At 56.7% G+C, this 25576-nt stretch carries 24 protein-coding genes; 9 read left to right on the top strand and 15 right to left on the bottom strand.

Annotated features, from left to right (window positions below):
- The first annotated feature begins 97 nt into the window (after positions 1-97).
- A complete protein-coding gene (locus tag TU76_RS11800; RefSeq protein WP_048351710.1) occupies positions 98-1969 on the top strand; it encodes a SurA N-terminal domain-containing protein in 1872 nt (623 codons plus the stop codon).
- An 82-nt stretch (positions 1970-2051) separates the two neighbouring features.
- Here the strand turns inward: TU76_RS11800 and TU76_RS11795 are convergent, their stop codons facing one another.
- A complete protein-coding gene (locus TU76_RS11795; protein ID WP_046809724.1) occupies positions 2052-2399 on the bottom strand; it encodes an antibiotic biosynthesis monooxygenase family protein in 348 nt (115 codons plus the stop codon).
- Positions 2396-3553 carry a cytochrome P450 gene (locus TU76_RS11790; RefSeq protein ID WP_048351709.1) on the bottom strand — a complete coding sequence of 386 codons (1158 nt, stop codon included), beginning with the start codon at positions 3551-3553 and terminating at the stop codon, positions 2396-2398. Before TU76_RS11790 ends, TU76_RS11795 begins: the two co-directional genes overlap by 4 nt.
- 74 nt (positions 3554-3627) lie before the next feature.
- Here TU76_RS11790 and TU76_RS11785 point away from each other — a divergent pair, with 74 nt between their 5' ends.
- Entirely contained in the window at positions 3628-4326 is a 699-nt protein-coding gene (locus TU76_RS11785; protein ID WP_046809726.1) for an ArsR/SmtB family transcription factor, read from the top strand.
- Between the two features lie 76 nt (positions 4327-4402).
- Here TU76_RS11785 and fabI read toward each other — a convergent pair whose 3' ends face one another.
- The 8 genes from fabI to gloB all read right to left on the bottom strand — a co-directional run bounded on the left by fabI (position 4403) and on the right by gloB (position 15026).
- Positions 4403-5197: an enoyl-ACP reductase FabI gene (gene fabI / locus TU76_RS11780; protein ID WP_016782317.1), complete on the bottom strand. Its 795-nt coding sequence runs from the start codon at positions 5195-5197 to the stop codon at positions 4403-4405.
- Positions 5198-5216: 19 nt separating this feature from the next.
- Positions 5217-6827, bottom strand: a complete 1611-nt coding sequence (locus TU76_RS11775) for an ABC transporter ATP-binding protein (RefSeq protein ID WP_048351708.1) — start codon at positions 6825-6827, stop codon at positions 5217-5219.
- Position 6828: 1 nt separating this feature from the next.
- Complete coding sequence (locus TU76_RS11770) at positions 6829-7848, bottom strand: ABC transporter permease (protein WP_046810825.1); 1020 nt, start codon at positions 7846-7848, stop codon at positions 6829-6831.
- Between the two features lies 1 nt (position 7849).
- Positions 7850-8923: a microcin C ABC transporter permease YejB gene (locus TU76_RS11765; protein WP_046810826.1), complete on the bottom strand. Its 1074-nt coding sequence runs from the start codon at positions 8921-8923 to the stop codon at positions 7850-7852.
- The gene (locus tag TU76_RS11760; RefSeq protein WP_046810827.1) at positions 8924-10765 is read right to left on the bottom strand and encodes an extracellular solute-binding protein; all 1842 of its coding nucleotides are present in this window, start codon (positions 10763-10765) and stop codon (positions 8924-8926) included.
- Positions 10762-12591: an extracellular solute-binding protein gene (locus tag TU76_RS11755; protein WP_019828399.1), complete on the bottom strand. Its 1830-nt coding sequence runs from the start codon at positions 12589-12591 to the stop codon at positions 10762-10764. The genes TU76_RS11760 and TU76_RS11755 overlap by 4 nt, the downstream gene beginning before the upstream one ends.
- A 156-nt stretch (positions 12592-12747) precedes the next feature.
- A complete protein-coding gene (locus tag TU76_RS11750; protein ID WP_048351707.1) occupies positions 12748-14148 on the bottom strand; it encodes a lytic transglycosylase domain-containing protein in 1401 nt (466 codons plus the stop codon).
- A 98-nt stretch (positions 14149-14246) separates the two neighbouring features.
- Positions 14247-15026 carry a hydroxyacylglutathione hydrolase gene (gene gloB / locus TU76_RS11745; RefSeq protein ID WP_048351706.1) on the bottom strand — a complete coding sequence of 260 codons (780 nt, stop codon included), beginning with the start codon at positions 15024-15026 and terminating at the stop codon, positions 14247-14249.
- Positions 15027-15244: 218 nt separating this feature from the next.
- Here gloB and TU76_RS11740 point away from each other — a divergent pair, with 218 nt between their 5' ends.
- From TU76_RS11740 to TU76_RS11725, 4 genes are all read left to right on the top strand, one after another.
- Positions 15245-16003 (top strand): methyltransferase domain-containing protein, encoded by a 759-nt coding sequence (locus TU76_RS11740; protein WP_019828396.1) that lies wholly within the window; start codon positions 15245-15247, stop codon positions 16001-16003.
- Between the two features lie 86 nt (positions 16004-16089).
- Positions 16090-16542: a ribonuclease HI gene (gene rnhA, locus TU76_RS11735; protein ID WP_019828395.1), complete on the top strand. Its 453-nt coding sequence runs from the start codon at positions 16090-16092 to the stop codon at positions 16540-16542.
- Entirely contained in the window at positions 16535-17293 is a 759-nt protein-coding gene (dnaQ, locus tag TU76_RS11730) for a DNA polymerase III subunit epsilon (RefSeq protein WP_019828394.1), read from the top strand. The genes rnhA and dnaQ overlap by 8 nt, the downstream gene beginning before the upstream one ends.
- Before the next feature lie 92 nt (positions 17294-17385).
- Positions 17386-17967 carry a GNAT family N-acetyltransferase gene (locus tag TU76_RS11725; protein ID WP_019828393.1) on the top strand — a complete coding sequence of 194 codons (582 nt, stop codon included), beginning with the start codon at positions 17386-17388 and terminating at the stop codon, positions 17965-17967.
- A 17-nt stretch (positions 17968-17984) separates the two neighbouring features.
- On the opposite strand, the gene TU76_RS11720 is transcribed toward TU76_RS11725, so the two are convergent.
- Together TU76_RS11720 and TU76_RS11715 are read right to left on the bottom strand one after the other, a co-directional pair.
- A complete protein-coding gene (locus TU76_RS11720) occupies positions 17985-18896 on the bottom strand; it encodes a LysR family transcriptional regulator (RefSeq protein WP_048351705.1) in 912 nt (303 codons plus the stop codon).
- A gap of 95 nt (positions 18897-18991) precedes the next feature.
- A complete protein-coding gene (locus TU76_RS11715) occupies positions 18992-19213 on the bottom strand; it encodes a hypothetical protein (protein ID WP_019828391.1) in 222 nt (73 codons plus the stop codon).
- A gap of 197 nt (positions 19214-19410) precedes the next feature.
- Between TU76_RS11715 and TU76_RS11710 the strand changes: the two genes are divergently transcribed.
- On the top strand, positions 19411-19971 hold the full coding sequence (locus TU76_RS11710; protein WP_048351704.1) for an NADPH-dependent FMN reductase: 561 nt from the start codon (positions 19411-19413) through the stop codon (positions 19969-19971).
- Positions 19972-20031: 60 nt separating this feature from the next.
- Here TU76_RS11710 and phnX read toward each other — a convergent pair whose 3' ends face one another.
- Complete coding sequence (gene phnX / locus TU76_RS11705) at positions 20032-20859, bottom strand: phosphonoacetaldehyde hydrolase (RefSeq protein ID WP_019828389.1); 828 nt, start codon at positions 20857-20859, stop codon at positions 20032-20034.
- 85 nt (positions 20860-20944) lie between these two features.
- Positions 20945-22054, bottom strand: a complete 1110-nt coding sequence (locus TU76_RS11700; RefSeq protein ID WP_048351703.1) for a 2-aminoethylphosphonate--pyruvate transaminase — start codon at positions 22052-22054, stop codon at positions 20945-20947.
- Between the two features lie 113 nt (positions 22055-22167).
- Between TU76_RS11700 and TU76_RS11695 the strand changes: the two genes are divergently transcribed.
- On the top strand, positions 22168-23025 hold the full coding sequence (locus tag TU76_RS11695; protein ID WP_019828387.1) for a LysR substrate-binding domain-containing protein: 858 nt from the start codon (positions 22168-22170) through the stop codon (positions 23023-23025).
- Positions 23026-23080: 55 nt separating this feature from the next.
- Here the strand turns inward: TU76_RS11695 and TU76_RS11690 are convergent, their stop codons facing one another.
- Positions 23081-23950 carry a LysR family transcriptional regulator gene (locus TU76_RS11690; protein ID WP_019828386.1) on the bottom strand — a complete coding sequence of 290 codons (870 nt, stop codon included), beginning with the start codon at positions 23948-23950 and terminating at the stop codon, positions 23081-23083.
- Between the two features lie 288 nt (positions 23951-24238).
- Between TU76_RS11690 and TU76_RS11685 the strand changes: the two genes are divergently transcribed.
- Positions 24239-25564, top strand: coding sequence for an MFS transporter (locus TU76_RS11685; RefSeq protein WP_019828385.1), 1326 nt, complete (start codon positions 24239-24241; stop codon positions 25562-25564).
- Positions 25565-25576 lie beyond the last annotated feature (12 nt).

The following is a 25576-nucleotide window of genomic DNA, read 5'->3' as shown; positions in this document are numbered from 1 at the left end:
TTACGAGAAGGCGCATCCTCGGATGCGCCTTTCTTCTATCCGGACTCTACCCACGCTCCACGGTTGCTCATTATGCAAGACCGTTTCTGGGGGAAGCATGCTGCAAAATATCAGGGACAATTCACAAGGCTGGATTGCCAAGACCATCATCGGTGTCATCGTCGCGTTGATGGCGTTGACCGGTTTCGATGCCATTTTTCAAGCCACCTCTACCAGCCAGGATGCCGCCAAGGTTAACGGTGAAGAAGTCACTCAAGTTGAGCTGAGCCAAGCCGTCGACATGCAACGTCGTCAGCTGCTGCAGCAGTTGGGCAAGGATTTCGACTCTTCGTTGCTGGATGAAAAAATGCTGCGTGAAGCGGCCCTCAAAGGGCTGATCGATCGCAAGCTGTTGCTTCAAGGCGCTAAAGAAGCGAAGTTTTCGTTCTCTGAAGCTGCCCTGGATCAAGTCATCCTGATGACCCCTGAGTTTCAGGAAGATGGCAAATTCAGTCCTGAGCGTTTCGATCAGGTCATTCGTCAACTGGGTTACGGCCGTCTTCAGTTCCGCGACATGCTGGGCCAGGAAATGTTGATTGGTCAGCTGCGTGCCGGTTTGGCAGGTAGCGGTTTTGTGACCGATGAACAGGTGAACGCTTTTGCCCGTCTCGAAAAACAAACCCGTGATTTCGCTTCTCTGAACATCAAGGCCGACCCGGCTGCGGTGAAATTGAGCGATGACGAAATCAAGGCTTACTACGACGAGCACGCCAAAGAGTTCATGACGCCTGATCAGGTCGTAATCGATTACATCGAGTTGAAGAAATCCTCTTTCTTTGACCAGGTAGCCGTTAAAGACGATGAGCTGCAAGCGCTCTATCAAAAAGAAATCGCCAACCTGGCTGAGCAGCGTCGAGCTGCGCATATCCTGATCGAAGTCAACGACAAGGTCAGCGACGAGCAGGCCAAAGCCAAGATCGCCGATATTCAGCAGCGTCTGGCCAAAGGTGAAAGCTTTGAGGCTCTGGCCAAGGAGTTTTCCCAGGATCCGGGTTCGGCCGCCAATGGCGGTGATCTGGGCTTTGCAGGTCAAGGTGTCTACGATCCTGTGTTTGAAACTGCAGTTTATGCATTGAAGCAAGACCAGGTTTCGGAACCGGTGCGGACCACTTTTGGTTATCACCTGATCAAGCTGCTGGGCGTCGAAGCACCTGAAGTGCCGAGCTTTGCCAGCCTGAAAGACAAGCTGACCCATGACTTGAAAACCCAGCAGGTCGAGCGCCGCTTTGTAGATGCGACCAAGCAATTGGAAGACTCTGCGTTTGAAGCCTCCGATTTGGTTCAGCCTGCTCAAGAGCTGAAGCTGACTGTGCATACCTCTGCGCCATTTGGTCGTGAGGGTGGCGAAGGCATAGCAGCCAATCGTGCTGTGATTCAAGCCGCATTCAGTACCGAAGTGATGGATGAAGGTGCGAACAGCACGGCTATCGAACTCGATCCTGAGACCGTAGTTGTGTTGCGCGTCAAGGAGCACCGCAAGCCAGAGCAGTTGCCTCTTGAAGCTGTTGCTTCAAGCATTCGCGCGCAATTGGTGAAAGAACACGCCAGCGCTGCTGCCAAAACCAGAGCTGAAGAAATCATCAAGGAACTGCGCGATGGCAAACTGCCGTTGAACCAGCCAATTGATGGTCAGTCCTGGAAGGTTCAGGAAGCTGTTGCCCGTGGCCAGGAAGGTATTGATCCGGCCGTGTTGCAAGCTGTGTTCCGCATGCCCAAGCCAGCATCTAAGGACAAGCCGACGTTTGGCAGCGTGACCTTGGCTGATGGTGGTGTCATGGTCTTGCGTTTGAATGGTGTTAACGATGCTGTTGCACCGACTGAAGAAGAGAAGGCGTCGTACCGTCGCTTCCTCGCTTCCCGTGTTGGCCAGCAAGACTTTGCTGCCTACCGCAAGCAGTTGGAAAACGAAGCCAAGGTAGAGCGCTACTAGGCGTTTATCCCGCTTCACTAAAAATGGCCGCTCAGTGAGTGGCCATTTTTTATGGGCGGTGATTGGCGATTGTCGTAAGGATTCACTCAGGGTGGGCGTGTTGACTATCGACTGGAGCCTGGGATCGCTGGTCAAGGGTGTAATCGCGCACTACATGGGCGATACGCACGTGATAGTCGTTGAATACCTGTACCCGACCTTCGGATTGGGCCATTCGATGCTGCTCCAGCGTACGCCACTTCTGGATAGCCTCTTCGTCGCGCCAGAATGACAATGACAGCAGTTTTCCCGGTTCGCTCAGGCTTTGGTAACGCTCAATGGAAATAAAACCCTCCAACTCTGCAAGCAGGGGTTTGAGTTCTCCTGCAAGGTTGAGGTAACGCTGGTAGTGCTGGTCGTGCGGCCAGGCTTCAAAAATCACGGCAATCATTGTTCAGGCTCCAAGGGATTGCTCCATGCGGGGATTCGGCCATTGAGCGAAGGGAGGTAACTCCAGCGCAATTGCGGTATCAGTGAGGTAGCCGGTTGTTGCAGCAATGCCAAAATGCTTTGAGCCGCAATAGTCAGCGCTAATTGCTGACCGGGGCACTGATGTCTTGCGTGGCCAAAACTGTAGATTTTTCGATGAGTTCGCCTGAGCAAAAAGCGGTCGGGGTCTGGATTCGAGTGTGGGTCCCTGTTGGCCGAGGCCAGCAACAGCAGAACCGTATCCCCGGCGTGCAAGACGCTATCGCCAATGGTGCATTGCCTGGTCACGAAGCGCCGAGTGTTCTGTACTGGAGAGTCGAAGCGCGCAACCTCTGCAACCAGCTCGTTAATCTGTGTCGGAGTGCGGGTTACCTCCTCGAGCAACCCGGGTTGTTGTTGAAGTGCAACAAGCGTGTTGCCGATCAATCCGGCGCCTGCTTCGCAAGTCTGGGATACACCGATCAGGTTGGCGATCAGTGCATCTTGGTCTTGCCAGTTGCTGGCTGTGCAGGCCCGGCATATATCTGCAAGGAAGTCGCTTTTAGGCTGTTGGCCGTTGAGCAGCGCGTTCAGCATCTGGCTTAACCGGGTGGCGGCATCGTCCGCGCTGCGCAGTTGGCAGGCATTGCTCAATGGCGAAAGGCAAGCGACAAAATCCCTGGTCAGGCTGGCGACGCTGGGTAGCTGGGCGGCTTGAAACCCCATCATGGCTGCGAGCACTGAAACTGGCAGGCTGAACATTAAGCCGTTCAGGCTCTCGGCGCCGAGGTCTGCACGGCCTACAAGGCTGCACACGAGTGTTTCGACGTTCTGCACAGGCACTGCCATCAGAGCAGGCTCGATCGCGGCTCTTGGGCATTGCTGGCGCGCTCCCTCGTTCATGCGCATCAATCTGGCGAATACGTCCCCGGCCGGACCTTGGGCGATGGCTCGCGGAACCGGCTCATGCTCGGGCCGTACCCGGCAATCCGGCTGTTGCAGGATTGCCTCCACTGCTGCAGCTCCGCAGGCGACCCACAGGCCAAGATCAGGATCGAAAAAAAGATCCGTTTTTTCTCGCAAGTGCGAGTAATAAGGGTAGGGGGCGGCGTGTGTAGCAGCTTCGAAGGGAGTCATTAAGAGCGTCCTTGTCAGTAAGAACGGGTAATCTCTCGCATCCTCTCTTCCTGCAATTCGCTCAGGAGCGAAATATGGATGTTCCATGTCATGACTCCGATATCTCCCAGGTTGCGGCGGCCATTGCTGAGCCGGCAAGGACGAGGATGCTCTGCGCGTTGATGGATGGCCACGCGCGCACCAGTACCGAGCTGGCTGTGATTGCGGGGGTGGGAACATCCACGGCCAGTGCGCATTTGGCTCGGCTGAGAGAGGACGGGCTGGTCAAGCTGCATGTGCAGGGGCGGCATCGTTACTACAGCCTGGCCGATGCCCATGTGGCTCGAGCTATTGAAGCCCTGATGGTCATCAGCAAGATAGCCACTCCACGGTTTGTGCCTACGGCACCCGATCGTTTGCAGTTTGCCAGAACCTGTTACGACCATATGGCTGGGACGCTGGCGGTTCGCCTGCATGACTTTTTCATCGAGTCGGCCTGGCTTGTATCGACCGCGTCCAATGACGGCCTGTATCAACTCACGCCTGACGGTGAAAGGGCGATGACGGGGCTTGGTATAAAGATCGATGCGCTGCGGGCGCAGCGTCGTCGCTTTGCCTGCGGGTGCCTGGACTGGAGCATGCGCAGTCCTCATCTGGCTGGCACGCTGGGCGCCGCCTTCCTGCAAATGTCCATTGCCCGCAATTGGGTTGTCCAGGATCTGGACAGTCGAGCACTTGGGTTGACTCCCAAAGGGCGAAAGGAATTGGCCACCCGTTTCGGCATCAGTTTTTAAAGGCTGTGCACGAAATGAAAAACGCCCGATGCATTCAATGCACCGGGCGTTTTGAGTAACAGCTACAACGAAGTATTTACTCTTCGAGGCTGCCCATGGCGGTAGTGTTGAAACCACCGTCCACGTACATGATTTCACCGCTGATGCCCGACGCCAGGTCGGAGCACAGGAAGGCGCCGGCATTGCCGACTTCGTCGATGGTGACGTTACGACGCAGAGGAGTCTGTGCTTCGTTGGCCGCCAGCATTTTGCGGAAGTTCTTGATGCCCGAAGCGGCCAGGGTGCGGATCGGACCTGCCGATACGCAGTTAACACGAGTGCCTTCCGGACCGAGGCTGCCAGCCAGGTAACGTACGCCCGCTTCCAGGCTGGCTTTGGCCATACCCATCACGTTGTAGTTAGGCATGGTGCGTTCTGCACCCAGGTAAGACAGGGTCAGCAGGCTGCCGTTGCGGCCTTTCATCATCGGGCGACCGGCTTTTGCCAGGGCTACGAAGCTGTAGGCGCTGATGTCGTGAGCGATGCGGAAGCCTTCACGCGTAGTAGCGTCAGTGAAGTCGCCATCCAGTTGGTCGCCAGGAGCGAAACCTACTGAGTGAACGATGCAGTCCAGACCGTCCCACTTCTTGCTCAAGTCTTCGAATACCTTGGCGATTTCTTCATCGCTGGCAACGTCGCAAGGGAAGCACAGTTCAGGGTTGGAACCCCAGCCTGCTGCGAACTCTTCAACACGACCTTTCAGCTTTTCGTTCTGATAAGTGAAAGCCAGTTCAGCGCCTTCACGATGCATGGCGGCAGCAATGCCAGAAGCGATGGACAATTTGCTAGCGACACCAACGATCAGTACGCGCTTACCGGTGAGAAAACCCATGTGTTGTTCCTCTATCAGGTTAATCGACAGCCACTGGTGCCAAAAAGGCGGCTTCCAGCAGCTGCTGTGTATATGGATGTTGCGGTGAGGCAAAGATACTTTGCGCATCACCCTGTTCGACCACTTGGCCATGCTTGACCACCATCAACTGGTGGCTTAGCGCTTTGACGACAGCCAGGTCATGGCTGATAAACAAATATGTCAGGTTGTGCCTGGTTTGAAGTGAGCGCAGCAGCTCAACGACCTGGCGTTGCACTGTCCGATCCAACGCTGAGGTGGGTTCGTCCAGCAAAATCAACTCCGGCTTCAAAACCAGTGCCCGGGCAATGGCGATTCTTTGCCGTTGTCCGCCCGAAAACTCGTGAGGGTAACGGTGCCGGGTTTCCGGATCCAGACCTACTTCTCGCAAGGCTTCAATAATTGCTATTTCCTGCTCTGCCTCTGTGCCCATGCGGTGGATGCGCAGCCCTTCACCGACAATCTCGCTGACGCTCATGCGCGGGCTGAGACTGCCAAACGGATCCTGGAACACCACCTGCATTTCGCGGCGCAGCGGCCTGACTTCTTTCTGCGACAGACAGTCTAGCCGTTTGCCTTCAAAACTGATCAAACCCTTGCTGGCAATCAGGCGCAAAATGGCCAGGCCCAGCGTCGACTTGCCCGATCCACTTTCACCCACAATGCCCAGTGTCTGTCCCTGCGCCAGGCTGAAGTTGATTCCATCGACTGCTTTCACGTGGTCAACGGTCTTGCGCAACAGCCCTTTTTTGATCGGGAACCATACTTTCAGGTCCTCGACTTCCAGCAATGGCGGGCCGGCAACGGTGTTGGCCGGGCCTCCGCTAGGCTCTGCACTGAGCAGTTCCCGAGTGTATGGATGCTGCGGCGAACGGAACAGCTGCTCGCACGATGCTTGTTCGACGATTAAACCGCGCTGCATGACACATACTCGATGCGCAATTCGTCGAACAAGGTTCAAATCGTGACTGATCAGTAACAGCGACATGCCTAGGCGGGCTTGCAGATCCTTGAGCAGATCAAGAATTTTAAGCTGCACCGTGACGTCCAGCGCCGTGGTGGGCTCATCGGCGATCAGCAACTCGGGTTCATTGGCCAGGGCCATGGCGATCATCACCCGCTGCCTCTGCCCACCCGAGAGCTCGTGAGGCAGAGCCTTGAGACGCTTGTGAGGCTCGGGGATGCCAACCAGGTCCAGAAGCTCCAGCGTACGCTGTGTGGCCGCCTTGCCTGTTAGCCCCTTATGAATGCCTAGCACTTCATTGATTTGTTTTTCAATGCTGTGCAGCGGATTCAGTGAAGTCATGGGCTCCTGAAAAATCATTGCAATGCGATTGCCACGAATGTGACGCAGCTTTTTCTCGTCCAGACTCAGTAAATCTTGCCCGCCATAGGTAATGCTGCCGCTTGGATGGCGTGCAAGCGGGTAGGGCAGAAGCCTGAGGATCGAGTGCGCGGTCACTGACTTGCCAGACCCGCTTTCACCGACCAGGGCCAGGGTTTCCCCGCGCTTGATATCAAAATTGATGCCTTGTACCACACGCTGCGGTGTTTCACCGGCGGTGAACTCGACGGAGAGGTCGCGCACTTCGATCAGGTTGTCTTGCGTCATCTCATTTCCTCGGGTCGAAGGCATCGCGAGCGGACTCACCGATAAACACCAGCAGGCTGAGCATAATGGCCAGTACCGCGAATGCACTGATACCCAACCAAGGAGCTTGCAGGTTGGACTTGCCCTGAGCGACCAGTTCACCGAGTGACGGCGCGCCTGGCGGCAGGCCGAAGCCCAAAAAGTCCAGCGCGGTGAGCGTGCCAATGGCTCCGGTCAGGATAAACGGCATAAACGTCATGGTGGAGACCATGGCGTTAGGCAGAATATGGCGGTACATGATGGCCATGTCCTGCATGCCGAGGGCGCGTGCGGCGCGCACATATTCCAGATTTCGCCCACGCAGGAATTCGGCGCGTACGACGTCGACCAGGCTCATCCACGAGAACAGCAGCATGATCCCCAGCAGCCACCAGAAATTGGGCTGCACAAAGCTGGCGAGAATGATCAGCAGATACAACACGGGCAAGCCTGACCAGATTTCCAGAAAGCGCTGGCCGGCAAGGTCCACCCAACCCCCATAAAAGCCTTGGAGTGCTCCGGCGATGACGCCAATGATCGAACTTAAAACGGTCAGGGTCAGCGCGAACAGCACCGAAATCCGAAAGCCGTAAATCACTCGGGCCAGCACATCGCGCCCCTGGTCATCGGTGCCTAGCCAGTTTTCCGCTGACGGCGGCGCAGGAGCGGGCACTTTCAGGTCGTAGTTAATGCTCTGATAGCTGTACGGGATGAGTGGCCACAGCACCCAGGCGTCTTTCTTGGCCAGCAGTTCACGGATATACGGGCTTTTGTAATTGGCTTCGAGGGGGAACTCACCGCCAAAGTCAGTCTCCGGGTAGCGCTTGAGCGCCGGGAAATACAGTTCCCCGTCGTAATTGATCACCAGTGGTTTGTCATTGGCGATCAGTTCGGCATTCAGGCTAAGCCCGAACAGCACCAGAAAAATCCACAGCGACCACCAGCCACGCTTGTTGGCTTTGAAGCGCGCAAAGCGGCGTCGATTCAGAGGCGATAATTTCATCTCAATGCTCCCGGCTTTCAAAGTCGATGCGTGGATCAACCAGGGTGTATGAGAGGTCACCGATCAGCTTCACCACCAGCCCGACCAGCGTGAAAATAAACAGGGTGCCGAAGACCACGGGGTAATCGCGATTGATCGCCGCTTCAAAGCTCATCAGGCCCAGGCCGTCGAGGGAGAAAATTACTTCGACCAACAAGGCGCCGGTAAAGAAAATTCCTATGAATGCGGACGGGAAACCCGCGATCACCAGCAGCATGGCATTGCGAAACACATGGCCATAAAGCACGCGATGGTTGGTCAGCCCTTTGGCTTTTGCGGTGACCACGTACTGTTTGTTGATCTCATCCAGGAAGCTGTTTTTAGTCAGCAAGGTCATGGTGGCGAAGTTGCCGATTACCAGCGCGGTGACCGGCAATGCCAGATGCCAGAAGTAATCAAGGATCTTGCCGCCCACACTCAGCTCGTCGAAGTTGTTGGAGGTCAGGCCTCGCAACGGGAACCAGTCAAAATAGCTGCCCCCGGCAAACAGCACGATCAGCAGGATGGCAAACAAAAAGGCGGGGATCGCATAACCGATAATGATCAACGAACTGGTCCAGACGTCGAAATGGCTGCCGTGCCGCGTAGCCTTGGCGATTCCCAGCGGAATCGATACCAGGTACATGATCAGGGTGCTCCATAACCCCAGTGAAATCGAAACCGGCATCTTCTCCTTGATCAGGTCGATGACCTTGGCGTCTCGAAAGAAACTCTCGCCGAAGTCCAGTTGTGCGTAGTTCTTGATCATGATCCACAAACGTTCCGGCGCCGACTTGTCGAAGCCGTACATCTTTTCGATTTCCTTGATCAGCTCCGGGTCCAGCCCTTGCGCGCCGCGATAGTTGGAGCCGGCCACGGACACCTCCGAACCCCCTCCCGCGATACGGCTGGTGGCACCATCAAAACCCTCCAGCTTGGCGATCATCTGTTCAACCGGGCCGCCGGGTGCGGCCTGGATGATGATGAAGTTAATCAGCAGTATCCCGAATAGCGTCGGAATAATAAGCAGCAGTCGCCTGAATATATAAGCCAGCATTTAAGGCTCCTGGCTCGCGCTTGCAGGTTTAATCGGGGTCTCAGTTTTGGCGTCAGGCTTTGCCCACCAGGTCGAGGTGCCAATGTCGTATTTCGGGGTCACTTCGGGGTGGCCGATGTGACTCGAATACGCAACGCGCCAGGTTTTGATGTGCCAGTTCGGAATCACGTAGAAGCCCCACTGCAAGACTCGGTCCAAGGCCCGGGCATGGTTGATCAGGCTTTTTCGGGACTCGGCATTGATCAGGCCCTCCGTCAGTTGATCAATGGCCGGGTCCTTGAGGCCGATAAAGTTACGGCTGCCGGGCTTATCGATACTGAGCGATTCCCAGTATTCGCGCTGTTCGCTACCAGGTGAGCTGGACTGCGGGAAGCTGCCGACGATCATGTCGTAATCGCGCGAGCGCAGACGGTTCAGGTATTGGGAGGTATCGACCCGACGTATCTGCAAGTCGATACCCAGATCGCTCAAGTTGCGTTTGAAAGGCAGGAGGATTCGCTCGAATTCGGTTTGTGCCAGCAGAAATTCGATGGTGACCGGCTTTCCCTGTGCGTCGACCATCTTGTCGTCGACGATACGCCAGCCTGCTTCTTGCAGCAGTTGATAGGCGCGGCGTTGCTGCTCGCGAATCATGCCGCTGGCATCAGTGACGTTAGGCTTGAAGACTTCAGTGAATACCTTGTCCGGAACCTGGCCGCGCAAGGGTTCCAGAATGGCCAGTTCTTCTTCGGTGGGCGGTGCTTTGGCAGCCATTTCTGAGTTTTCGAAATAACTGCCCGTACGTGCATAAGCGCCGCTGAACAGCTGCTTGTTGGCCCACTCGAAGTCAAACAGCAGGCTGATGGCTTCGCGAACACGAACATCCTGGAACATGGGTTTGCGCAGGTTGAAGACAAAACCCTGCATGCCTGTCGGGTTGTGGTTGCGGATTTCTTCTTTTTTCAACCGGCCCTGAGTGAAGGCGGGGGCGTTGTAGGCACCGGCCCAGTTCTTGGCGCTGATTTCCAGCCAGTAATCAAATTGCCCGGCCTTGAGGGCTTCGAACGCTACGCTGTTGTCGCGAAAGTAATCGACGGTAATCGTGTCGAAGTTGTACAGGCCCTTGTTGATCGGCAGGTCTTTGCCCCAGTAGTCCTTGTTGCGCTCGTAACGGATTGAGCGCCCGGGCTTGATTTCGGTGATGGTGTAAGGCCCGCTGCCGGGCGGCACTTCCAGGTTGCCCTTGCCGAACTCTCGTGTTTCCCACCAGTGCTTGGGCAAAACCGGGAGCTGGCCAAGTATCAGCGGTAACTCGCGATTCTTGTTGTGCTTGAAGGTGAACTTCACTTGCAACGGGTTTTCTGCGATCGCCTGGTCGACATCGCTGTAATAGCCCTTGTAAAGCGGTGAACCGTTTTTCATCAGGGTATCGAAGCTGAACACCACGTCTTCGGCACGAATCGGATGACCGTCACTGAATTTTGCCTGGGGGCGCAGGTAAAAGCGCACCCAGCTGTTGTCTGGGGCTTTTTCGATTTTCTCGGCGATGAGGCCGTAGGAAGTGAAGGGCTCATCGAGGGTTTGCCGGGCCAGGGTATCGAAGGTCAGGTCAATGTCGTCGGCCGGAACGCCTTTGTTGATAAAGGGGTTGAGGCTGTCAAAACTGCCCAGCGAGGACTTGCGAAATGTCCCGCCCTTGGGAGCGTCCGGGTTGACGTAATCAACATGCTTGAAATTGGCCGGGTATTTCGGCGGCTCGTCGTAGAGGGTCAACGCATGTTGAGGGGCGGCCAGCGCCATGCAGGCAAAACCGGTCAACAGTAAGCCAGCGAGGGGGTTGAGCAACGTACGCAAAGGCATCATTGTTTTTTCTCCGTAGGCTTAAGCCACCACGCGCTAAGGCCCAGGGTGTAGGGCGGCGTAGTCACAAAGGCGAACCGGTTGCGGTACGCCAGGCGGTGATAGTTCAGATACCAGTTAGGAATGATGTAGTGCTGCCATAGCAACACACGGTCAAGGGCTCGCCCGGCCGACAATTGCTCGTCACGGTTCTGGGCGGCCAGCAAGCGTTCGAGCAACTGATCCACGAGCGGGCTGGAAACGCCTGCATAGTTTTTGCTGCCCTTGACGTTCGCCTGGCTGGAGTGGAAGTACTGCCACTGTTCAAGGCCGGGGCTCAGGGTCTGGTCAAGGGTCATGAGGATCATGTCGAAGTCGAATTGATCCAGTCGTTGTTTGTATTGCGCGCGATCTACCGTGCGTAGTCGGGCGTCGACGCCGATGCTGGCGAGGTTTTCCACATAAGGCTGCAGGATGCGCTCAAGGTTGGGATTGACCAGCAATATCTCGAAGCGCAGCGGCTTGCCTTCGCTGTTGAGCAAGCGTTGACCGGACAGCTTCCAGCCGCTTTCGGCCAGCAAGCCCAGTGCCTGGCGCATCGTTTCACGGGGGATGCCGCGGCCGTCGGTTTGGGGCAGGGCAAAGGCCTGGCTGAACAGTTCGGGAGGCAGTTGGTTGCGCCACGGTGAAAGCATCAGCCATTCATGCCCTTGGGGAATGCCGCTGGCCGAAAACTCGCTGTTGGGATAAAAACTCGAAGCGCGCTTGTAGGCACCGTTGAACAGTGTGCGGTTGGTCCATTCAAAGTCGAACATCAAGCCCAGGGCCTCACGGACTCTGGTTTGCTCAAAGGTGGCGCGGCGGCTGTTCATGAACAGCCCCTGGGTTTGCGTCGGAATCTGGTGGGCGATTTCAGCCTTAACCACATCTCCCCGACGGACCGCCGGGAAGTTATAGCCATTGGCCCAGTTCTTGGCCTGGTGTTCGATATAGATATCGAATTCGCGTGCTTTGAAGGCTTCGAAGGCGACATCGCTGTCGCGGTAGAACTCCACTTCAACCCGGTCGAAATTATATTTGCCGCGATTGACCGGCAAGTTGGCGCCCCACCAGTTCTTCACATGCTCGAAGACCAGTTGGCGACCCGGAGTGACCTTGGTGATGCGGTATGGCCCGCTGCCCAGCGGTGGTTCAAAGGTGGTGGCTTTAAAATCGCGTTTTGCCCAGTAATGTTGGGGCAGGACTGGCAACTCACCCAGACGCAAAATCAGCAAAGGGTTGTTTGCACGCTTGAACACAAAGCGAATGCGCTTGGGCCCCAGAATGTCGACGCGCTGGACTTCCTGAAGATTGGTCCGGTACTGCGGATGGCCCTCTTTGAGCAACAGGTTGTAAGAGAACGCAACGTCGTAGGCAGTGATCGGTTTGCCATCGTGAAAACGGGCTTCGGGTCGAAGGTTGAATACCACCCAGCTGCGGTCTTCGTTGTACTCCACCGATTGTGCGATCAAGCCATAGCTGGATGTTGGCTCATCGCCGGATGGCGCGTATTGGCCAGTGCCGGCCATCAGGGTTTCGTTGAGCTCGTTGACCCCGTATTGCAAAAAATTTGGCGTCGATACCGGGCTGGTGCCTTTGAAGGTATAGGGGTTTAGCGTGTCGAAGGTGCCGAACGCCATGACCTTCAAGGTCCCGCCTTTGGGCGCGTCAGGGTTTACCCAATCGAAATGGGTGAACGTGGCCGGGTACTTGAGTGTGCCGAACTGCGCATAACCGTGGCTTTCGCTCAAGGATGCGCTTACGGGGAAGCTCAAGGCCAGGCTGATAAATAGCGTGAGGAGGGGACGCATCAAGTCAGAGATCCGATCCAGGCATTGGGCTTAGGTTTCCGTACAGTAACAGCTTGTATCTGTAGGAAAAAGGCCACGCTGGAAAGCACTGCGGGCAAGTTGCGCCCTACTTTTGTGTAGGAATCAACTTGCCCGCAATAGTGCCAGCATTATGCTTTAACGCGGTTTTGAAACTGTCAGCATCTGCCCGGGTTTCAGGGCTTTTGCGCTGCTTGGGTTCCAGCGCTTGAGATGTTGCATTTCAACGTTGAAACGCTTGGCAACGATGTACAGCGAGTCGCCTTTTTTGACCTTGTATTGCGTAGGCTTTCTGCCCGTGGACTTGCGGGTGTCCTGCATGACCAGGATCTGACCGGCCTTGAGGTTGTTGCCGCTTAGTTTGTTCCAATGCTGCAGGTCTTTGACATCAACCTTGTTGGCTTTGGCAATCAGGGTCAGGTTGTCGCCACTTTTAACCCGGTACTTGCGGTTAAGCCGTGCCGGTTGATTGCTCGCAATGCTGTCAAACACAGGCTTTTTAGGGCGCAGACTGACGAGTTCTTCGGGCTTGAGGTTGGAAAGGCTGGCGGTCAGCAACTGCGCTTTGGAGGTGGGCACAAGCAGGTGTTGCGGGCCATCGGTCGTGGCGCGCTGCTTGTAAGCCGGATTCAGCTGAAACATCTCGTCTTCGTCGATCTCGGCCAGGGCTGCCACGCGGGACAGATCCATGGACTGCTTGATTTCGACCATTTCGAAGTAGGGTTCGTTGGCGATCGGATTCAGGTTGATGCCATAGGCTTCAGGGGCCAGAACCACTTGGGACAGTGCCAGCAGTTTTGGAACGTAGTCTTTGGTTTCCTGCGGCAGTGGCAGGTTCCAGTAATCGGTCGGCAAGCCGAGTTTTTCATTGCGCTCGATGGCCCGGCTAACAGTACCTTCGCCTGCGTTGTAAGCCGCCAGGGCCAGCAGCCAGTCACCGTTGAACATGTCGTGCAGACGGTTCAGGTAGTTCAGGGCTGCCAGGGTCGAGGCGGTAATGTCACGGCGACCGTCGTAAGCACGGGTTTGACGCAAATTGAAATAGCGGCCCGTCGAAGGGATAAATTGCCAGAGACCGACCGCATTGGCGTGGGAGTACGCCATTGGGTTGTAGGCGCTTTCGATGGCTGGCAACAGGGCCAGTTCCAGCGGCATGTTGCGCTCTTCGAGGCGTTCGACGATGTAGTGGATGTAAAGACTGCCACGCTCTCCTGCGTTCTCGAGGAATGACGGATTGCTGGCAAACCACAAGCGCTGTTGTTCAATGCGGGGGTTAACGTTCTGGCCGTCCTGCAACTTGAACCCTTGGCGCATCCGCTCCCAGACATCTTGCGGGGCAACGGGGCTAGTTTTTTCGCTGAGCCAGAGCGGCTCTTGAGGGATGCGCTTGGCGATTTTCAGGCTGGCCCGTTCGGTGGTTTGCGCCGAATGATCCATGGATTGGCAGCCCGCAAGAGTGGCGGACACAGCCACCGCGATGGCTTTAACCAAGCGCGTCAATGCGTCTGAATTGATGGAGTAACCTTTAAATGACGACATTGGCTGATGATAGTTTCAGGAAAAAATGTCGGGGGATTCTAGAAAGCAGGGGGGGTGCGGTCAACTGTTGAGAATTTCTGTGCTAACCGCAGCCCGTTTTAGAACGTATCTTTCCAGCTGCGCAGGCTGGCAAAGACAGCACCGGGCGAGTCGTTGTCGAGGGAGTTCCACTCGTCAGCTTTTTCTTTAACAGATGTTTCTTTAACCCTTAAAAAGGGATTTGTGCGTAATTCGAGGCCTATGGAGGATGGCAAGCTGATGCGGCCTTCGGCGCGCCATTGGGTGACTTGCGCTACCCGCGCTGCAATATCCGCATTGGTGGGCTCGACCGCCTGGGCGAAGCGCAAATTGCTAAGGGTGTATTCGTGGGTGCAGTACACGCCAGTGAGGGCTGGCAGCGCAGCGAGTCGGCTCAGTGACTGGTGCATTTGTTCAGGGCTGCCCTCGAACAGTCGGCCACAGCCAGCGGCGAAGAGGGTGTCACCGCAGAACAGCAGGGGAGCCGATGGGTCGTCATGATAGAAGGCGATGTGCCCCAGCGTGTGTCCGGGCACGAGCATGACTTGAAATTCAAGGCCCAGCACTTCGATACGGTCGGCGTCGTTAAGCGCCACTTGTCGGGCTGGAATGGTCTCAAGTGCCGGGCCCCAGACCTTCGCGTTAGTGTGCTCATGCAGTTGCGCAACACCGCCCACATGATCGAAGTGGTGATGGGTGATCAATATGTCACTGAGCACCCAGCCCGGGTGCTGCTCCAGCCAGGCCATGACGGGCGCGGCGTCACCCGGATCGACCACGGCGCAGCGTTTGTGATCGGTGTCTTGCAACAACCATATGTAGTTGTCGCTGAAGGCGGGCAGGGCGTCGATCTGTAACATGGTGCAATTCCCAAGTGCGAAACAATGGCGCATCTTAGGGTCTGTTGATGTTCCATTGCGAGCCGCGTCGCAGGACGACGTTGCGTCCAGCCTGTTCAGTACAACCTGACTGCGCTGCTCGCGCCTCGCCCGGCACCACGTGTGCTATGGTCGCGGCCGCAAAGAAACGTCAGCAAACCTTAAGGCTTGTGATTGGTAGACGGCGAGTTGGAGGAGCGATGACCGATAAAGCATTGGCTCAGGCAGACCCTGAGTGGCTGGCGCTGATCAGTTCAGCGCGTGAATGGCTGTCCGGCCCCCTTGGGCAGTTGTTGCTCGAAGATGAGCAGCGTGTGCTTGAGGATGAGCTGGGACGCTTTTTCGGCGGCTATCTGGTGCATTACGGCCCTGGCGCCGAACCCCCTCCAGAGGCTGCGCAAGTACGCCGCAGTGTGCGTCTTGGAGCCCCCCTGCCGGGTGTTGAGATCATTTGTGAAGAGCAGGCGTGGCCGTTGTGTGAGCACGCAGCGGATGTGGTGGTGTTGCAGCACGGCCTGGATTTTTGCCTCTCGCCCCATGGTTTGTTGCGCGAAGCAGCCAGCAGCGTGCGTCCTGGCGGTCATTTGTTGATTGTCGGGATCAACCCCTGGAGCAGTTGGGGCTTACGCCATGTGTTCGCCAAGGATGCCCTGCGCAAAGCGCGTTGCATTTCACCTTCACGGGTCGCCGACTGGCTGAATCTGCTGGGCTTTGCGCTGGAGAAACGCCGCTTCGGGTGCTATCGTCCGCCGCTTGCATCCAAGGCGTGGCAAAGCCGTTTCTCAGGCTGGGAGCGCAAGGCTGGCAGCTGGCAATTGGCCGGTGGTGGCTTCTATATATTGGTTGCACGCAAAATGGTGGTGGGCTTGCGCCCCGTCAATCCTTTGCGCCGGGAACCGATGGGCAAGCTGATTCCCCTGCAGATGGCCAAGGTCAATCGGCGCCACACTGAACCTTAATTTTTGTTGGGCCGGGTTTGCCCGGCTCAGGCACTGACCCTTGCTGATGGTCAGGCCATAAGCAGCCTTTTTCTGGATAGTTTGTAATGACCGATAGCGTTGAAATGTTCACCGATGGTGCCTGCAAGGGCAATCCTGGCCCGGGTGGCTGGGGTGCCTTGCTGGTCTGCCAGGGCGTTGAAAAAGAACTCTGGGGTGGCGAAGCCAATACCACCAATAACCGCATGGAGCTGATGGCCGCCATTCGCGGTCTTGAAGAGCTTAAACGCCCGTGTGAAGTGTTGCTGGTGACTGACTCCCAGTACGTGATGAAAGGCATCACCGAATGGATGGTCAACTGGAAAAAGCGCGGCTGGAAAACCGCTTCCAAAGAGCCGGTGAAAAACGCCGATCTATGGAAGCTGCTCGATGAGCAGGTCAACCGTCATACCGTGAAGTGGCAGTGGGTACGTGGGCACATCGGTCATCCTGGCAACGAACGCGCCGACCAGTTGGCCAACCGCGGAGTAGATCAGGTGCGGGGAATCAAGCATGCGTAGTGTGGTACTCGATACCGAAACCACCGGTATGCCGGTCACTGACGGCCACCGCGTGATCGAGATCGGTTGCGTCGAGTTGATGGGGCGTCGTTTGACCGGCCGGCATTTTCACGTATACCTGCAGCCCGACCGTGAAAGTGACGAGGGCGCCATCGGCGTTCACGGTATTACCAACGAATTTCTGGTGGGCAAGCCCCGCTTTGCTGAAGTGGCCGATGAGTTTTTTGACTTCATCAAGGGCGCTCAGTTGATCATTCATAACGCCGCGTTTGACGTGGGCTTTCTGAACAACGAATTTGCCCTGATCGGGCAGACGGACCGGGCGGACATAACCCGTCACTGCTCCATCCTCGATACCCTGGCCATGGCGCGGGCCCGTCACCCGGGGCAGCGCAACAGTCTTGATGCCTTGTGCAAACGCTATGGTGTCGACAACTCGGGCCGTGAACTCCACGGCGCATTGCTCGACTCCGAGATCCTGGCAGACGTTTACCTGACCATGACCGGTGGTCAGACCAGCCTGTCGTTGGCCGGTAATGCTTCCGACGGCAATGGTTCTGGCGAAGGCTCAGGCAATCAGGCCAGCGAAATCCGCCGCTTGTCGGCCGACCGTCAGCCGGGTCGGATTATTCGTGCAAGTGAAAGCGACTTGGCCGAGCATGCGGCTCGTCTTGAAGCCATTGCCAAATCGGCAGGCAGCCCCTCGTTGTGGGCCCAGCTTCTCGACGCTAAGGGACAGACGCTGCAATAGCCTTGCGCTAACCTTGTAGTCGCTGCCGCAGGCTGCAATGGGTTGCACAGCAGCCCATTGTCAGCATCGACGACAAGAAAGAAGGATTTTTCATGCATCTGGTTATGAACCCCAAAGACCCTCAAGTCTCTGTACGTTTGGCCGACGAAGGTTTTGCGCCGTATGTGTGGTGCAATGACTTCAGCTTTGAGGTTCGCGCTTACGCTCGTGCCGACCGCCATAAAAGGGTCGAGCACTGGCCGCTGGACCTGATCACGCCTTATCGCAAATGCTACGGCATCGACCCTGATGAATTTGCCAGCTATCGGGGTGGCAAGGACAGCGACATCTTCATGGCGTACCTGGACAATCAGCCGGTCGGGCATGTGGTGGTGAGCACCAACTGGAATGGCTTCGCCCACGTGGATGAGCTGGCCGTCGTCGCCAGCGCCCGTCGCCATGGCGTGGCCAAGTCATTGCTGGATGTGGTCAAGTTCTGGAGCCACAAAAAAAACCTGCCGGGAATCATGCTGGAAACCCAAAACAACAACCTTGGCGCATGCCGGTTGTATGAGCGTTGCGGGTATCAGGTCGGTGGCATCGATTACCTGCGCTATCGCGGCATAGACCCGCAGACCAGCGAAGTGGCGATCTTCTGGTATTTGATGTTTGAGAATCGCGACGCAGTACTTTGAAGGTCATGGGGCGGTTGTTACAGCACCACCAACCCCTGATCCGCGAGTAATGCCTCGGCCTTTTGACGCACGATATCGAGCAGTGCCTTAAGCGCAGGCCCGGGCTGTGCGTCTTTGCGGGTCAGCCCGTAGAGTGTTACCGGGATAGCCGGTGACAGTGGGCACACATCCAGCCCGCTGGTTTTGGCTCCCACTGCCGTGAACGGATCGACCAGCGCCAACCCTTCGCCAGCTTCCACCATGCTGCGCATCATCTGGTAACTCTGAACCTGAATCTGTACCACAGGCACCGGGCGCAAGGCTTGAAGCTTGTCATCGAGCAGGCGGCTCAAAGGGTCGTGCTGCTGCAGGCCAATCATTGCCTGTCCAGCCAACTCTTGCAGTGCGATGTATTTGTGCTTGGGGGATAACCAGCCGTGGGGTGCCAGGAACTGCACTTTGCCTTGAATCAGCGGCTGGCAGTCGATCCCGGGTTGTTCAGATGCCTGCAAACTCAGGCCGATATCGCATTCGTCCATTAACAGGCGGCGCACAATTTCGGCGCAAGGCTGGCTGGTCAAGGTGGTCGGCGTATCGGGGAAACGGCGCCTGAGGGCACCTATGCAGTGCGGCAGAAGGGGGTGTGCCAGGGTTTCGCTGCAGGCCACGCGCAAGGCCGGCTCCTGATGCTGGCGCAAGTCGTTGCCAAGCTGGCGTAGCGGCTCAAGTGCCTGGTACAGCTGGTTGATATGGGGTTGGAGCACAAGGGTGTCGCGGGTGGCTTTAAGCCGCCCGCGAACACTGGCAAACAGCATAAAGCCCAATTGCTGCTCGGCTTCCTGCAGCGTGGCGCTGAGGGTTGCCGCGGGCAATTGCAGCAACTCGGCAGCATGGCCGAGATTGCCGGTTTGCAAGATGGCTTGAATCACTTCGATGTGGCGTAAACGCATGCGTGAAGTCCATGTCCGGCAGATGAGGTTTCAGCGTTATGAAGCCTGACCCAAGTCTCATCCTTTGACTTCAGCGATATGCCGCGGGCAGCAGGTTAGGCGGCGACAACCGGAGAAGGATCTCGAACCAGTATGACGCCCGACTGTACTAGCTCGAAGGTATTGTCGTCGTTCTTTTTGACGCGATCGCCAATGGCCAGTTTGTACGTTTTTACCGGTTGGTCGCCTGCCGCTTGTGTATCTTCAAACTCATGCACGGAATAGACGCGACCTTCCGCATCCCTTGCATGAAATTGCCCAACGAGAACTGCCGCCATTTGTAGAGAACCTCTGGAGATAAACACCCAATTTGCGGTTCTGTAGACCGTTGATCAGTAGGGGAAGTTTAGCAATGTGAAAAAAATAGTCCTGCTACTTTACAGGCTTGCAGGCAGATAGGGTGAACTGGGGTGCAAGAAAGGCGTCCGATCATCTATAACTACTCTTCCTACAACTACAGACTCGGGGTTTTTCTATGAGCAAGGTCTACAGCGTTGCGGTGTTGGTCGGTAGTCTGAGGAAAGATTCTCTCAATCGAAAAGTCGCCCTTGCTCTGGCAGAACTGTCTCCGGCAAGTCTTAAGCTGGATATTGTCGAAATCGGTGACTTGGCGCTTTATAACGAAGACATTGATGTCACGCCGCCACCTGCGTCTTACAGCACGTTTCGCGATCAGGTACGCCCGGCCGACGCTGTGCTGTTCGTGACCCCTGAATACAACCGCTCGGTGCCGGGTGTATTGAAAAACGCGATTGATGTCGGCTCGCGTCCCTATGGTCAAAGCGTGTTCAGTGGCAAGCCGGGTGCCGTGATCAGTGTTTCTCCGGGAGCCATTGGCGGCTTTGGGGCAAACCAGCATTTGCGCCAGTCACTGGTTTTCCTCAATGTGCCGTGCATGCAGCAGCCTGAAGCGTACCTGGGCGGGGCGGGGGATGCAATTGATGCGTCTGGAAAGCTGTCAGACAAAACTCGACCGTTTTTGCAGAAATTCATCGACGACTTTGCCAATTGGGTCGAGCAGCAACACAAACGCTGAGTCTTTCTCATAAAAAACGCGGCAGGCCTGACTCAGGGCAGCCGCGTTTTTTTATCTCACTTAGCTGCTTTGTGGCATTTCGCCATTGGCCAGGCGCTGGTTGATATCGGCAATGACGTTCGGCAGGTCGCTGATGGTGTCTATCAGGTAGTGGGGGCGTGAGCCTGCAAACAAGGCATGAATGCGGGTGCGCTCACTGTCCAGTGTCGCGGCATCCAGCGCCTTGTATTGCGCGTAGGTCAAGCCCAGCGCGTTGCCGGAGCACACCAGCGCGACCGTCCACATGCCTGCACGGCGGCCTTCGAGGATGCCCGGCACGGTGTCGTCGATTTTCACGCAGGCGCCTACATCATCGATGCCCAGCGCGATCACGTTGGCCAGTGCTTGAGCGGGCCACGGGCGGCCATTGGGCACTTCGTCGGTGGCCACTACGTGATCCGCGACGTAGCCATTGGTGGCCGCCAGCTCAACGACTTTGGCCATCACCTGCGCCGGGTAGCCCGAGCATGATCCGATTTTGATGCCTTGTTCACGCAGTTTGGCGATGGTTTCCAATGCGCCGGGGATCAGGGCCGAGTGCTCGGCAATTTTTTCGATTTGCAGCGGCATAAAACGTTGGTAAATGGCGGTTACGTCTTCGTCAGTCGGCGCGCGGCCAAACACGTTTGTATAGCGCTCGGTGATTTGTGGTTGGTCACACAAGGTGCGGATGTGGTCCCACTTGCCCATGCCCATCGGGCCGCGTGCTTCTTCGATGGAAACCTGTACGTCGAACTCGGCGAAGGCTTCGACAAAAATTTGCGTCGGTGCGAACGAGCCAAAGTCGACCACGGTGCCTGCCCAATCGAGAATGGCTGCCTGGAGTTTGCTCGGGTTGGTGTAATTCATGTCTGTCAATCCTGTATGAGCGGGCTGTGCCGCACGAAGTAATTTGGGTTGTTCAAGCAGGTGGGAGCGCCTCGCCCCCACATCATCAGATCTCGAAGACTTCCATCTCTTGCAGCACCTGGCCTACCGCATTGACGGCAGCCTGCATCTCAGCCTTATTGACGTGACCGATGCAGCCCACGCGGAAGGTTTCGACCTGGGTCAATTTGCCCGGATACAAGATGAAACCCTTGGCTTTGACGCGTTCATAGAACTCCTTGAACTGGTAGCGCGGATCTTTGGGGGCATGGAAGGTGACGATAATCGGCGCTTGAATGGCGTCGGGCAGGAAGCTACGGATACCCAGCCCGGCCATGCCGTCGAGCAGCGTCTGGCAGTTGTTGGCATAACGCTGGTGGCGTGCCGGCAAACCGCCTTCTTCGTTGTACTGCAGCAGGGCTTCGTGCAAGGCCGCGACCACGTGGGTGGGCGGAGTGAAGCGCCATTGGCCTGTCTTGGCCATATAGGCGTGCTGATCAAACAGGTCCATCGCCAGTGAGTGACTGTTGCCTGCTGCGTTCGCCAGTGCCTCTTTGCGGGCGAAAACAAACCCCATGCCCGGAACGCCTTCCAGGCATTTTCCGGAGGCGGCGATCAGCGCGTCGAAAGGGACTTGCTGCGCATCAATGGGCAGAGCGCCGAAAGAACTCATGGCGTCGATGATCAGACGTTTCCCGTGTTGAGCAATGACCGTTGCAATTTCGGGCAGCGGATTAAGAATTCCGGTACTGGTTTCGCAGTGAATCAGAGCCACATGGGTGATGCTCGGGTCGGCACTCAGCAGACGCTCTACGTCGGCAGCAGTGGTGGGTTCATCTTCAGCTGTTTCAAAGGTGCTGAAGCGACGCCCCAGCACTTCGCAGATCTTGGCCAGTCGTTTGCCATAGGCACCGTTGATCAGCACCAGCACATTGCCATCTCGTGGCACCAGGGTGCCGATGGCGGCCTCGACGGCGAAGGTGCCGCTGCCTTGCAGAGGCACACAGTGATGGCTGCTCTTGCCATTGACGATGGTCAGCAGTTGGTCGCAGAGGCTGGCAGTTAACTGGTTGAAGCTGTCATCCCAGGAACCCCAGTCGACCATCATCGCCTGGCGGGTACGCGCCGACGTTGTCAGTGGACCGGGGGTCAGCAGGATCGGCGCGGCAGTACTCATTCTGAAGTCCTCACAAGCATTGGATGGCTACTTGGTACAGGGCATAAATTGCAGTTTGAGTTGATATCAATCAAATTGTTTGTTGTTATGCCAGCCATCAGTGAGGGTTATGCATGAATTTATTCCAGCTTCGTGCCTTTGACGCCGTGGCCCGTGAAGGCAGTTTTACCCGCGCTGCGGCGCGACTTTTTATCAGTCAGCCGGCCGTAACCGGGCACATCAAGGCTCTTGAAGAGCACTATCAAATCACCTTGCTGCGGCGTACTGCACGGCGTGTAGAGTTGACCGAAGAAGGCACCAGGCTTGCTGCCATCACCCGCGCCATGTTTGGTTTGGTGGATGAGGCACAGGTCATGCTGGAGGCCAATCGCCAACTGCTCACCGGACGGCTTGAGGTGGCGGCCGACGGTCCGCATTTGGTGATGCCGATGCTGGCCAGCTTGCGGGCGCGTTATCCGGGGATCACCGTGAACTTGCGTTTGGGCAATGCCCAGGAAACCCTGGCGGCGTTGTTGTCGGAGCATGCCGATGTGGCTGTGCTGACAGAGGTCGAACCGCGCAAAGGGTTGACCTTGCGCGCGCTGGATCAGTCCAGGATATGCGCCTTGGTGCCGGCCAATCACCCGTGGCTGGCGCTGCCGGATGGTGTCGAGATTGCGCAACTGGATCAGGTGATCATGGTGTTGCGTGAACCGACATCGATCACCCGTCGCACCTTCGACACTGCCTGTGAGCTGGCCGCAGTCAACCCGCGGGTGTTGCTGGAACTGGACAGCCGCGAAGCCGTCACCGAAGCGGTAGCTGCTCAGCTCGGGGTGGGAATCGTGTCTTCGGTAGAAGTCAGCCATGACCCGCGTGTACGCGCGGTGCCGATCAACGGTGCTGGGTTGGTCAATCTGCATATGCTCGGTTGTATGGAGCGGCGTGCCGAGTTGCGGCTGATCAAGGCATTCATGGAGCTGGCGCCGTAAAGGCGCTTTAATCCTGTGGGAGCTGGCTCACTCCCAAACTAGACTGTCCATGGGCTTACAAACTCTCCTTCACAATTTCCAGAAACGTCGCCACCACACGCCGTGAACTCTGCTCGCGCAGGCAGACCAGGGTTTCAGTCAGGCGTCTTTTGCAGTCGGTAATGGGCAGGGCGCATACCCGTGAGTCCGACCCGAATTCTGCCGCCGATACCACCCCTACGCCAATGCCGACAACCACCGCTTCACGTGCAGCTTCGCGGCCTTCCACCTGGATCGCGGCGCGAATGCGCAGTCCAGCCTGGCTCATTTCTTCTTCAAGGGTTTGTCGGGTCACCGAGCCTACTTCGCGCAGCACCAAGGGGGTGTCATCCAGGTCGGCCAGGCAGATGGAACTGCGACTGGCCCACGGGTGGGTACGGGCCACAAACGCCACCATTGGATCGCTGCGCAAGGGCACGCTCAGCAATCGCTCATCGCTGACATCGCGCCCCAGCAATGCCAAGTCCGCTTGGTAGTTGAACAGGCGTGTCAGGGATTCGTCGGTGTTTCCTGTTTCGATTTTTACTGTGATCCCCGGGTAGCGTTCACAGAAACGGGCTATTTGGGGCAGTACATGAACCGGCGCGTCGACGGCCAGAATCAGGCTCCCGGTTTGCAGGGCGCGGGAGTCTTGCAACAGCTCCTGTGCCTCGGCCTGCACCACGAAAAGACGCTGAGTGATGCTTAGCAGGCGCTCACCCAGATCCGTCAGGCGTACCGAGCGTTTGTTGCGGTGAAAAAGCAGCACGCCAAAACGTTCCTCAAGTTTTCTGACCTGATCGGAGATGGCCGGCTGGCTCAAAAACAACCGTTCGGCGGCGCGGGTAAAACTGCCGTGGACGGCGACCGCGTGAAAGGCTTTCAACTGCGCATGTGAAATCGGCATTGGATAACCTGTTACAAGCTGAGCTTATGAGTGAAATACGATAAATCGATTTTACCTATTAGTCAGTAATTGCTTTGATCGACCTCGGCCCGGCGTTATGTCCTCGATAGCGCCGGGTTGTGACACCCCCTGAAAAGACCTGAAAACCCAATAAAATGGACAGCAGGGTGTGTCTGATAGATGCCGGTCTGCTTTCTCGGGGCGGTATTGAAGTGCTCAACATAATAAAAAAACAGGCGTTCTTTTCTGATTCTGCCGGCACATTTCACACCTGAGGTCAGACCCAACATGAATAAGTCCATTGCCACCATCCAGCGCTGGCGCGTGCAGATTTTTGCCATCACTTGGCTGGCCTACGCGGCCTTTTACTTCACACGAAAAGCCTTCTCCGTTGCCAAACTGGGCATCAGCGAAGACCCAAGCTTTCATCTGGACAAGATGGCCATGGCCAACCTTGACGGCATCTACCTCGCCGCGTATGCCGTCGGGCAATTCACTTGGGGGATCCTTGCGGACCGCTTTGGGCCCAGGGTTGTGGTGTTGGGCGGCTTGATCATTTCGGCGCTGGCGGCACTGGTTATGGGCACTTACGCCACTTTGCCGATTTTTGCTACTTGCATGCTGATCCAGGGGTTGGCGCAATCGACGGGCTGGTCGGGCCTGTGCAAAAACATCGGAAGTTTCTTCCCGTCCGAGCAGCGTGGTCGGGTGCTGGGGCTGTGGAGTTCGTGTTACGCCTTTGGCGGGCTGGTGGCTTCACCCTTTGCCGGGTGGTGGGCATACACGCTGATGGGTACCTGGCACGCGGCGTTTATTTCCAGTGCAGTGGTGGTGGCATTGGTGGCGGGGCTGTTCTTTATATTCCAGCGCAACACTCCTGAAGATGTCGGTCTACCTGCGGTCGAGCCGGAGCCGGAAATGAGCGCTGAGGAGATTGCTGCCGAAAAACGCATCAGTGTCTTGGCCCCGCTGCGCGAGATCATGCGCAATCGCACGGTACTGACCCTGGGGCTGGCGTACTTCATGTTGAAGCCGGCGCGTTACGCAATTCTGTTGTGGGGGCCGGTCATCGTTTTTGAACAAATGCCCCAAGTGGGTAAGGTTGGTGCGGCCATTATTCCCACGGCCTTTGAGCTGGCGGGTTTGTTGGGGCCGATCATGATAGGCCTGGCCTCCGACAAGCTATTCGGCGCCCGGCGAATGCCAGCCTGCATTTTGAGTCTGCTGGCGCTGACCGTTTCCCTTGCATTCTTTATGGGGGCATTGCATTCCGGCAGCGTAACGCTGGTGGTGGCCTTGTTGTTTGTAATGGGGCTGACCCTGTACGGGCCCGACTCCATGATCAGCGGCGCTGCCGCCATTGATTTTGGCACCGCCAAAGCCGGTGCCACCGCGGCGGGTTTTGTGAATGGCTGCGGTTCAGTCGGGGCGATTCTTGGCGGTTTGTTGCCTGGCTATTTCGACACGGTCACGGTGTTTATTGTATTTGCCTGCTGCGCGCTTTTTTCCTCCCTGGTGCTGATCCCGCACTGGAACAGCAGGCCTGCAGGGCTCAACGCCGGCTGCGCGTTTGTACCCAATCACCCGTTGTTGATCAAACCTTTGCGTACCTGAGCAGGAGAACGA

The organism is Pseudomonas psychrophila (assembly GCF_001043005.1).
Taxonomy (GTDB): Bacteria; Pseudomonadota; Gammaproteobacteria; order Pseudomonadales; family Pseudomonadaceae; genus Aquipseudomonas; species Aquipseudomonas psychrophila.
The sequence above is the reverse complement of the archived record's forward strand: the minus strand, read 5'-3'. Positions and strand labels throughout refer to the sequence as shown.

Coding starts and splice junctions, on each gene's coding strand:
- TU76_RS11800 (WP_048351710.1), top strand. CDS start 98: ATGCTGCAAAATATCAGGGACAATTCACAAGGCTGGATTGCCAAGACC.
- TU76_RS11795 (WP_046809724.1), bottom strand. CDS start 2,399: ATGATTGCCGTGATTTTTGAAGCCTGGCCGCACGACCAGCACTACCAG.
- TU76_RS11790 (WP_048351709.1), bottom strand. CDS start 3,553: ATGACTCCCTTCGAAGCTGCTACACACGCCGCCCCCTACCCTTATTAC.
- TU76_RS11785 (WP_046809726.1), top strand. CDS start 3,628: ATGGATGTTCCATGTCATGACTCCGATATCTCCCAGGTTGCGGCGGCC.
- fabI (WP_016782317.1), bottom strand. CDS start 5,197: ATGGGTTTTCTCACCGGTAAGCGCGTACTGATCGTTGGTGTCGCTAGC.
- TU76_RS11775 (WP_048351708.1), bottom strand. CDS start 6,827: ATGACGCAAGACAACCTGATCGAAGTGCGCGACCTCTCCGTCGAGTTC.
- TU76_RS11770 (WP_046810825.1), bottom strand. CDS start 7,848: ATGAAATTATCGCCTCTGAATCGACGCCGCTTTGCGCGCTTCAAAGCC.
- TU76_RS11765 (WP_046810826.1), bottom strand. CDS start 8,923: ATGCTGGCTTATATATTCAGGCGACTGCTGCTTATTATTCCGACGCTA.
- TU76_RS11760 (WP_046810827.1), bottom strand. CDS start 10,765: ATGATGCCTTTGCGTACGTTGCTCAACCCCCTCGCTGGCTTACTGTTG.
- TU76_RS11755 (WP_019828399.1), bottom strand. CDS start 12,591: ATGCGTCCCCTCCTCACGCTATTTATCAGCCTGGCCTTGAGCTTCCCC.
- TU76_RS11750 (WP_048351707.1), bottom strand. CDS start 14,148: ATGTCGTCATTTAAAGGTTACTCCATCAATTCAGACGCATTGACGCGC.
- gloB (WP_048351706.1), bottom strand. CDS start 15,026: ATGTTACAGATCGACGCCCTGCCCGCCTTCAGCGACAACTACATATGG.
- TU76_RS11740 (WP_019828396.1), top strand. CDS start 15,245: ATGACCGATAAAGCATTGGCTCAGGCAGACCCTGAGTGGCTGGCGCTG.
- rnhA (WP_019828395.1), top strand. CDS start 16,090: ATGACCGATAGCGTTGAAATGTTCACCGATGGTGCCTGCAAGGGCAAT.
- dnaQ (WP_019828394.1), top strand. CDS start 16,535: ATGCGTAGTGTGGTACTCGATACCGAAACCACCGGTATGCCGGTCACT.
- TU76_RS11725 (WP_019828393.1), top strand. CDS start 17,386: ATGCATCTGGTTATGAACCCCAAAGACCCTCAAGTCTCTGTACGTTTG.
- TU76_RS11720 (WP_048351705.1), bottom strand. CDS start 18,896: ATGCGTTTACGCCACATCGAAGTGATTCAAGCCATCTTGCAAACCGGC.
- TU76_RS11715 (WP_019828391.1), bottom strand. CDS start 19,213: ATGGCGGCAGTTCTCGTTGGGCAATTTCATGCAAGGGATGCGGAAGGT.
- TU76_RS11710 (WP_048351704.1), top strand. CDS start 19,411: ATGAGCAAGGTCTACAGCGTTGCGGTGTTGGTCGGTAGTCTGAGGAAA.
- phnX (WP_019828389.1), bottom strand. CDS start 20,859: ATGAATTACACCAACCCGAGCAAACTCCAGGCAGCCATTCTCGATTGG.
- TU76_RS11700 (WP_048351703.1), bottom strand. CDS start 22,054: ATGAGTACTGCCGCGCCGATCCTGCTGACCCCCGGTCCACTGACAACG.
- TU76_RS11695 (WP_019828387.1), top strand. CDS start 22,168: ATGAATTTATTCCAGCTTCGTGCCTTTGACGCCGTGGCCCGTGAAGGC.
- TU76_RS11690 (WP_019828386.1), bottom strand. CDS start 23,950: ATGCCGATTTCACATGCGCAGTTGAAAGCCTTTCACGCGGTCGCCGTC.
- TU76_RS11685 (WP_019828385.1), top strand. CDS start 24,239: ATGAATAAGTCCATTGCCACCATCCAGCGCTGGCGCGTGCAGATTTTT.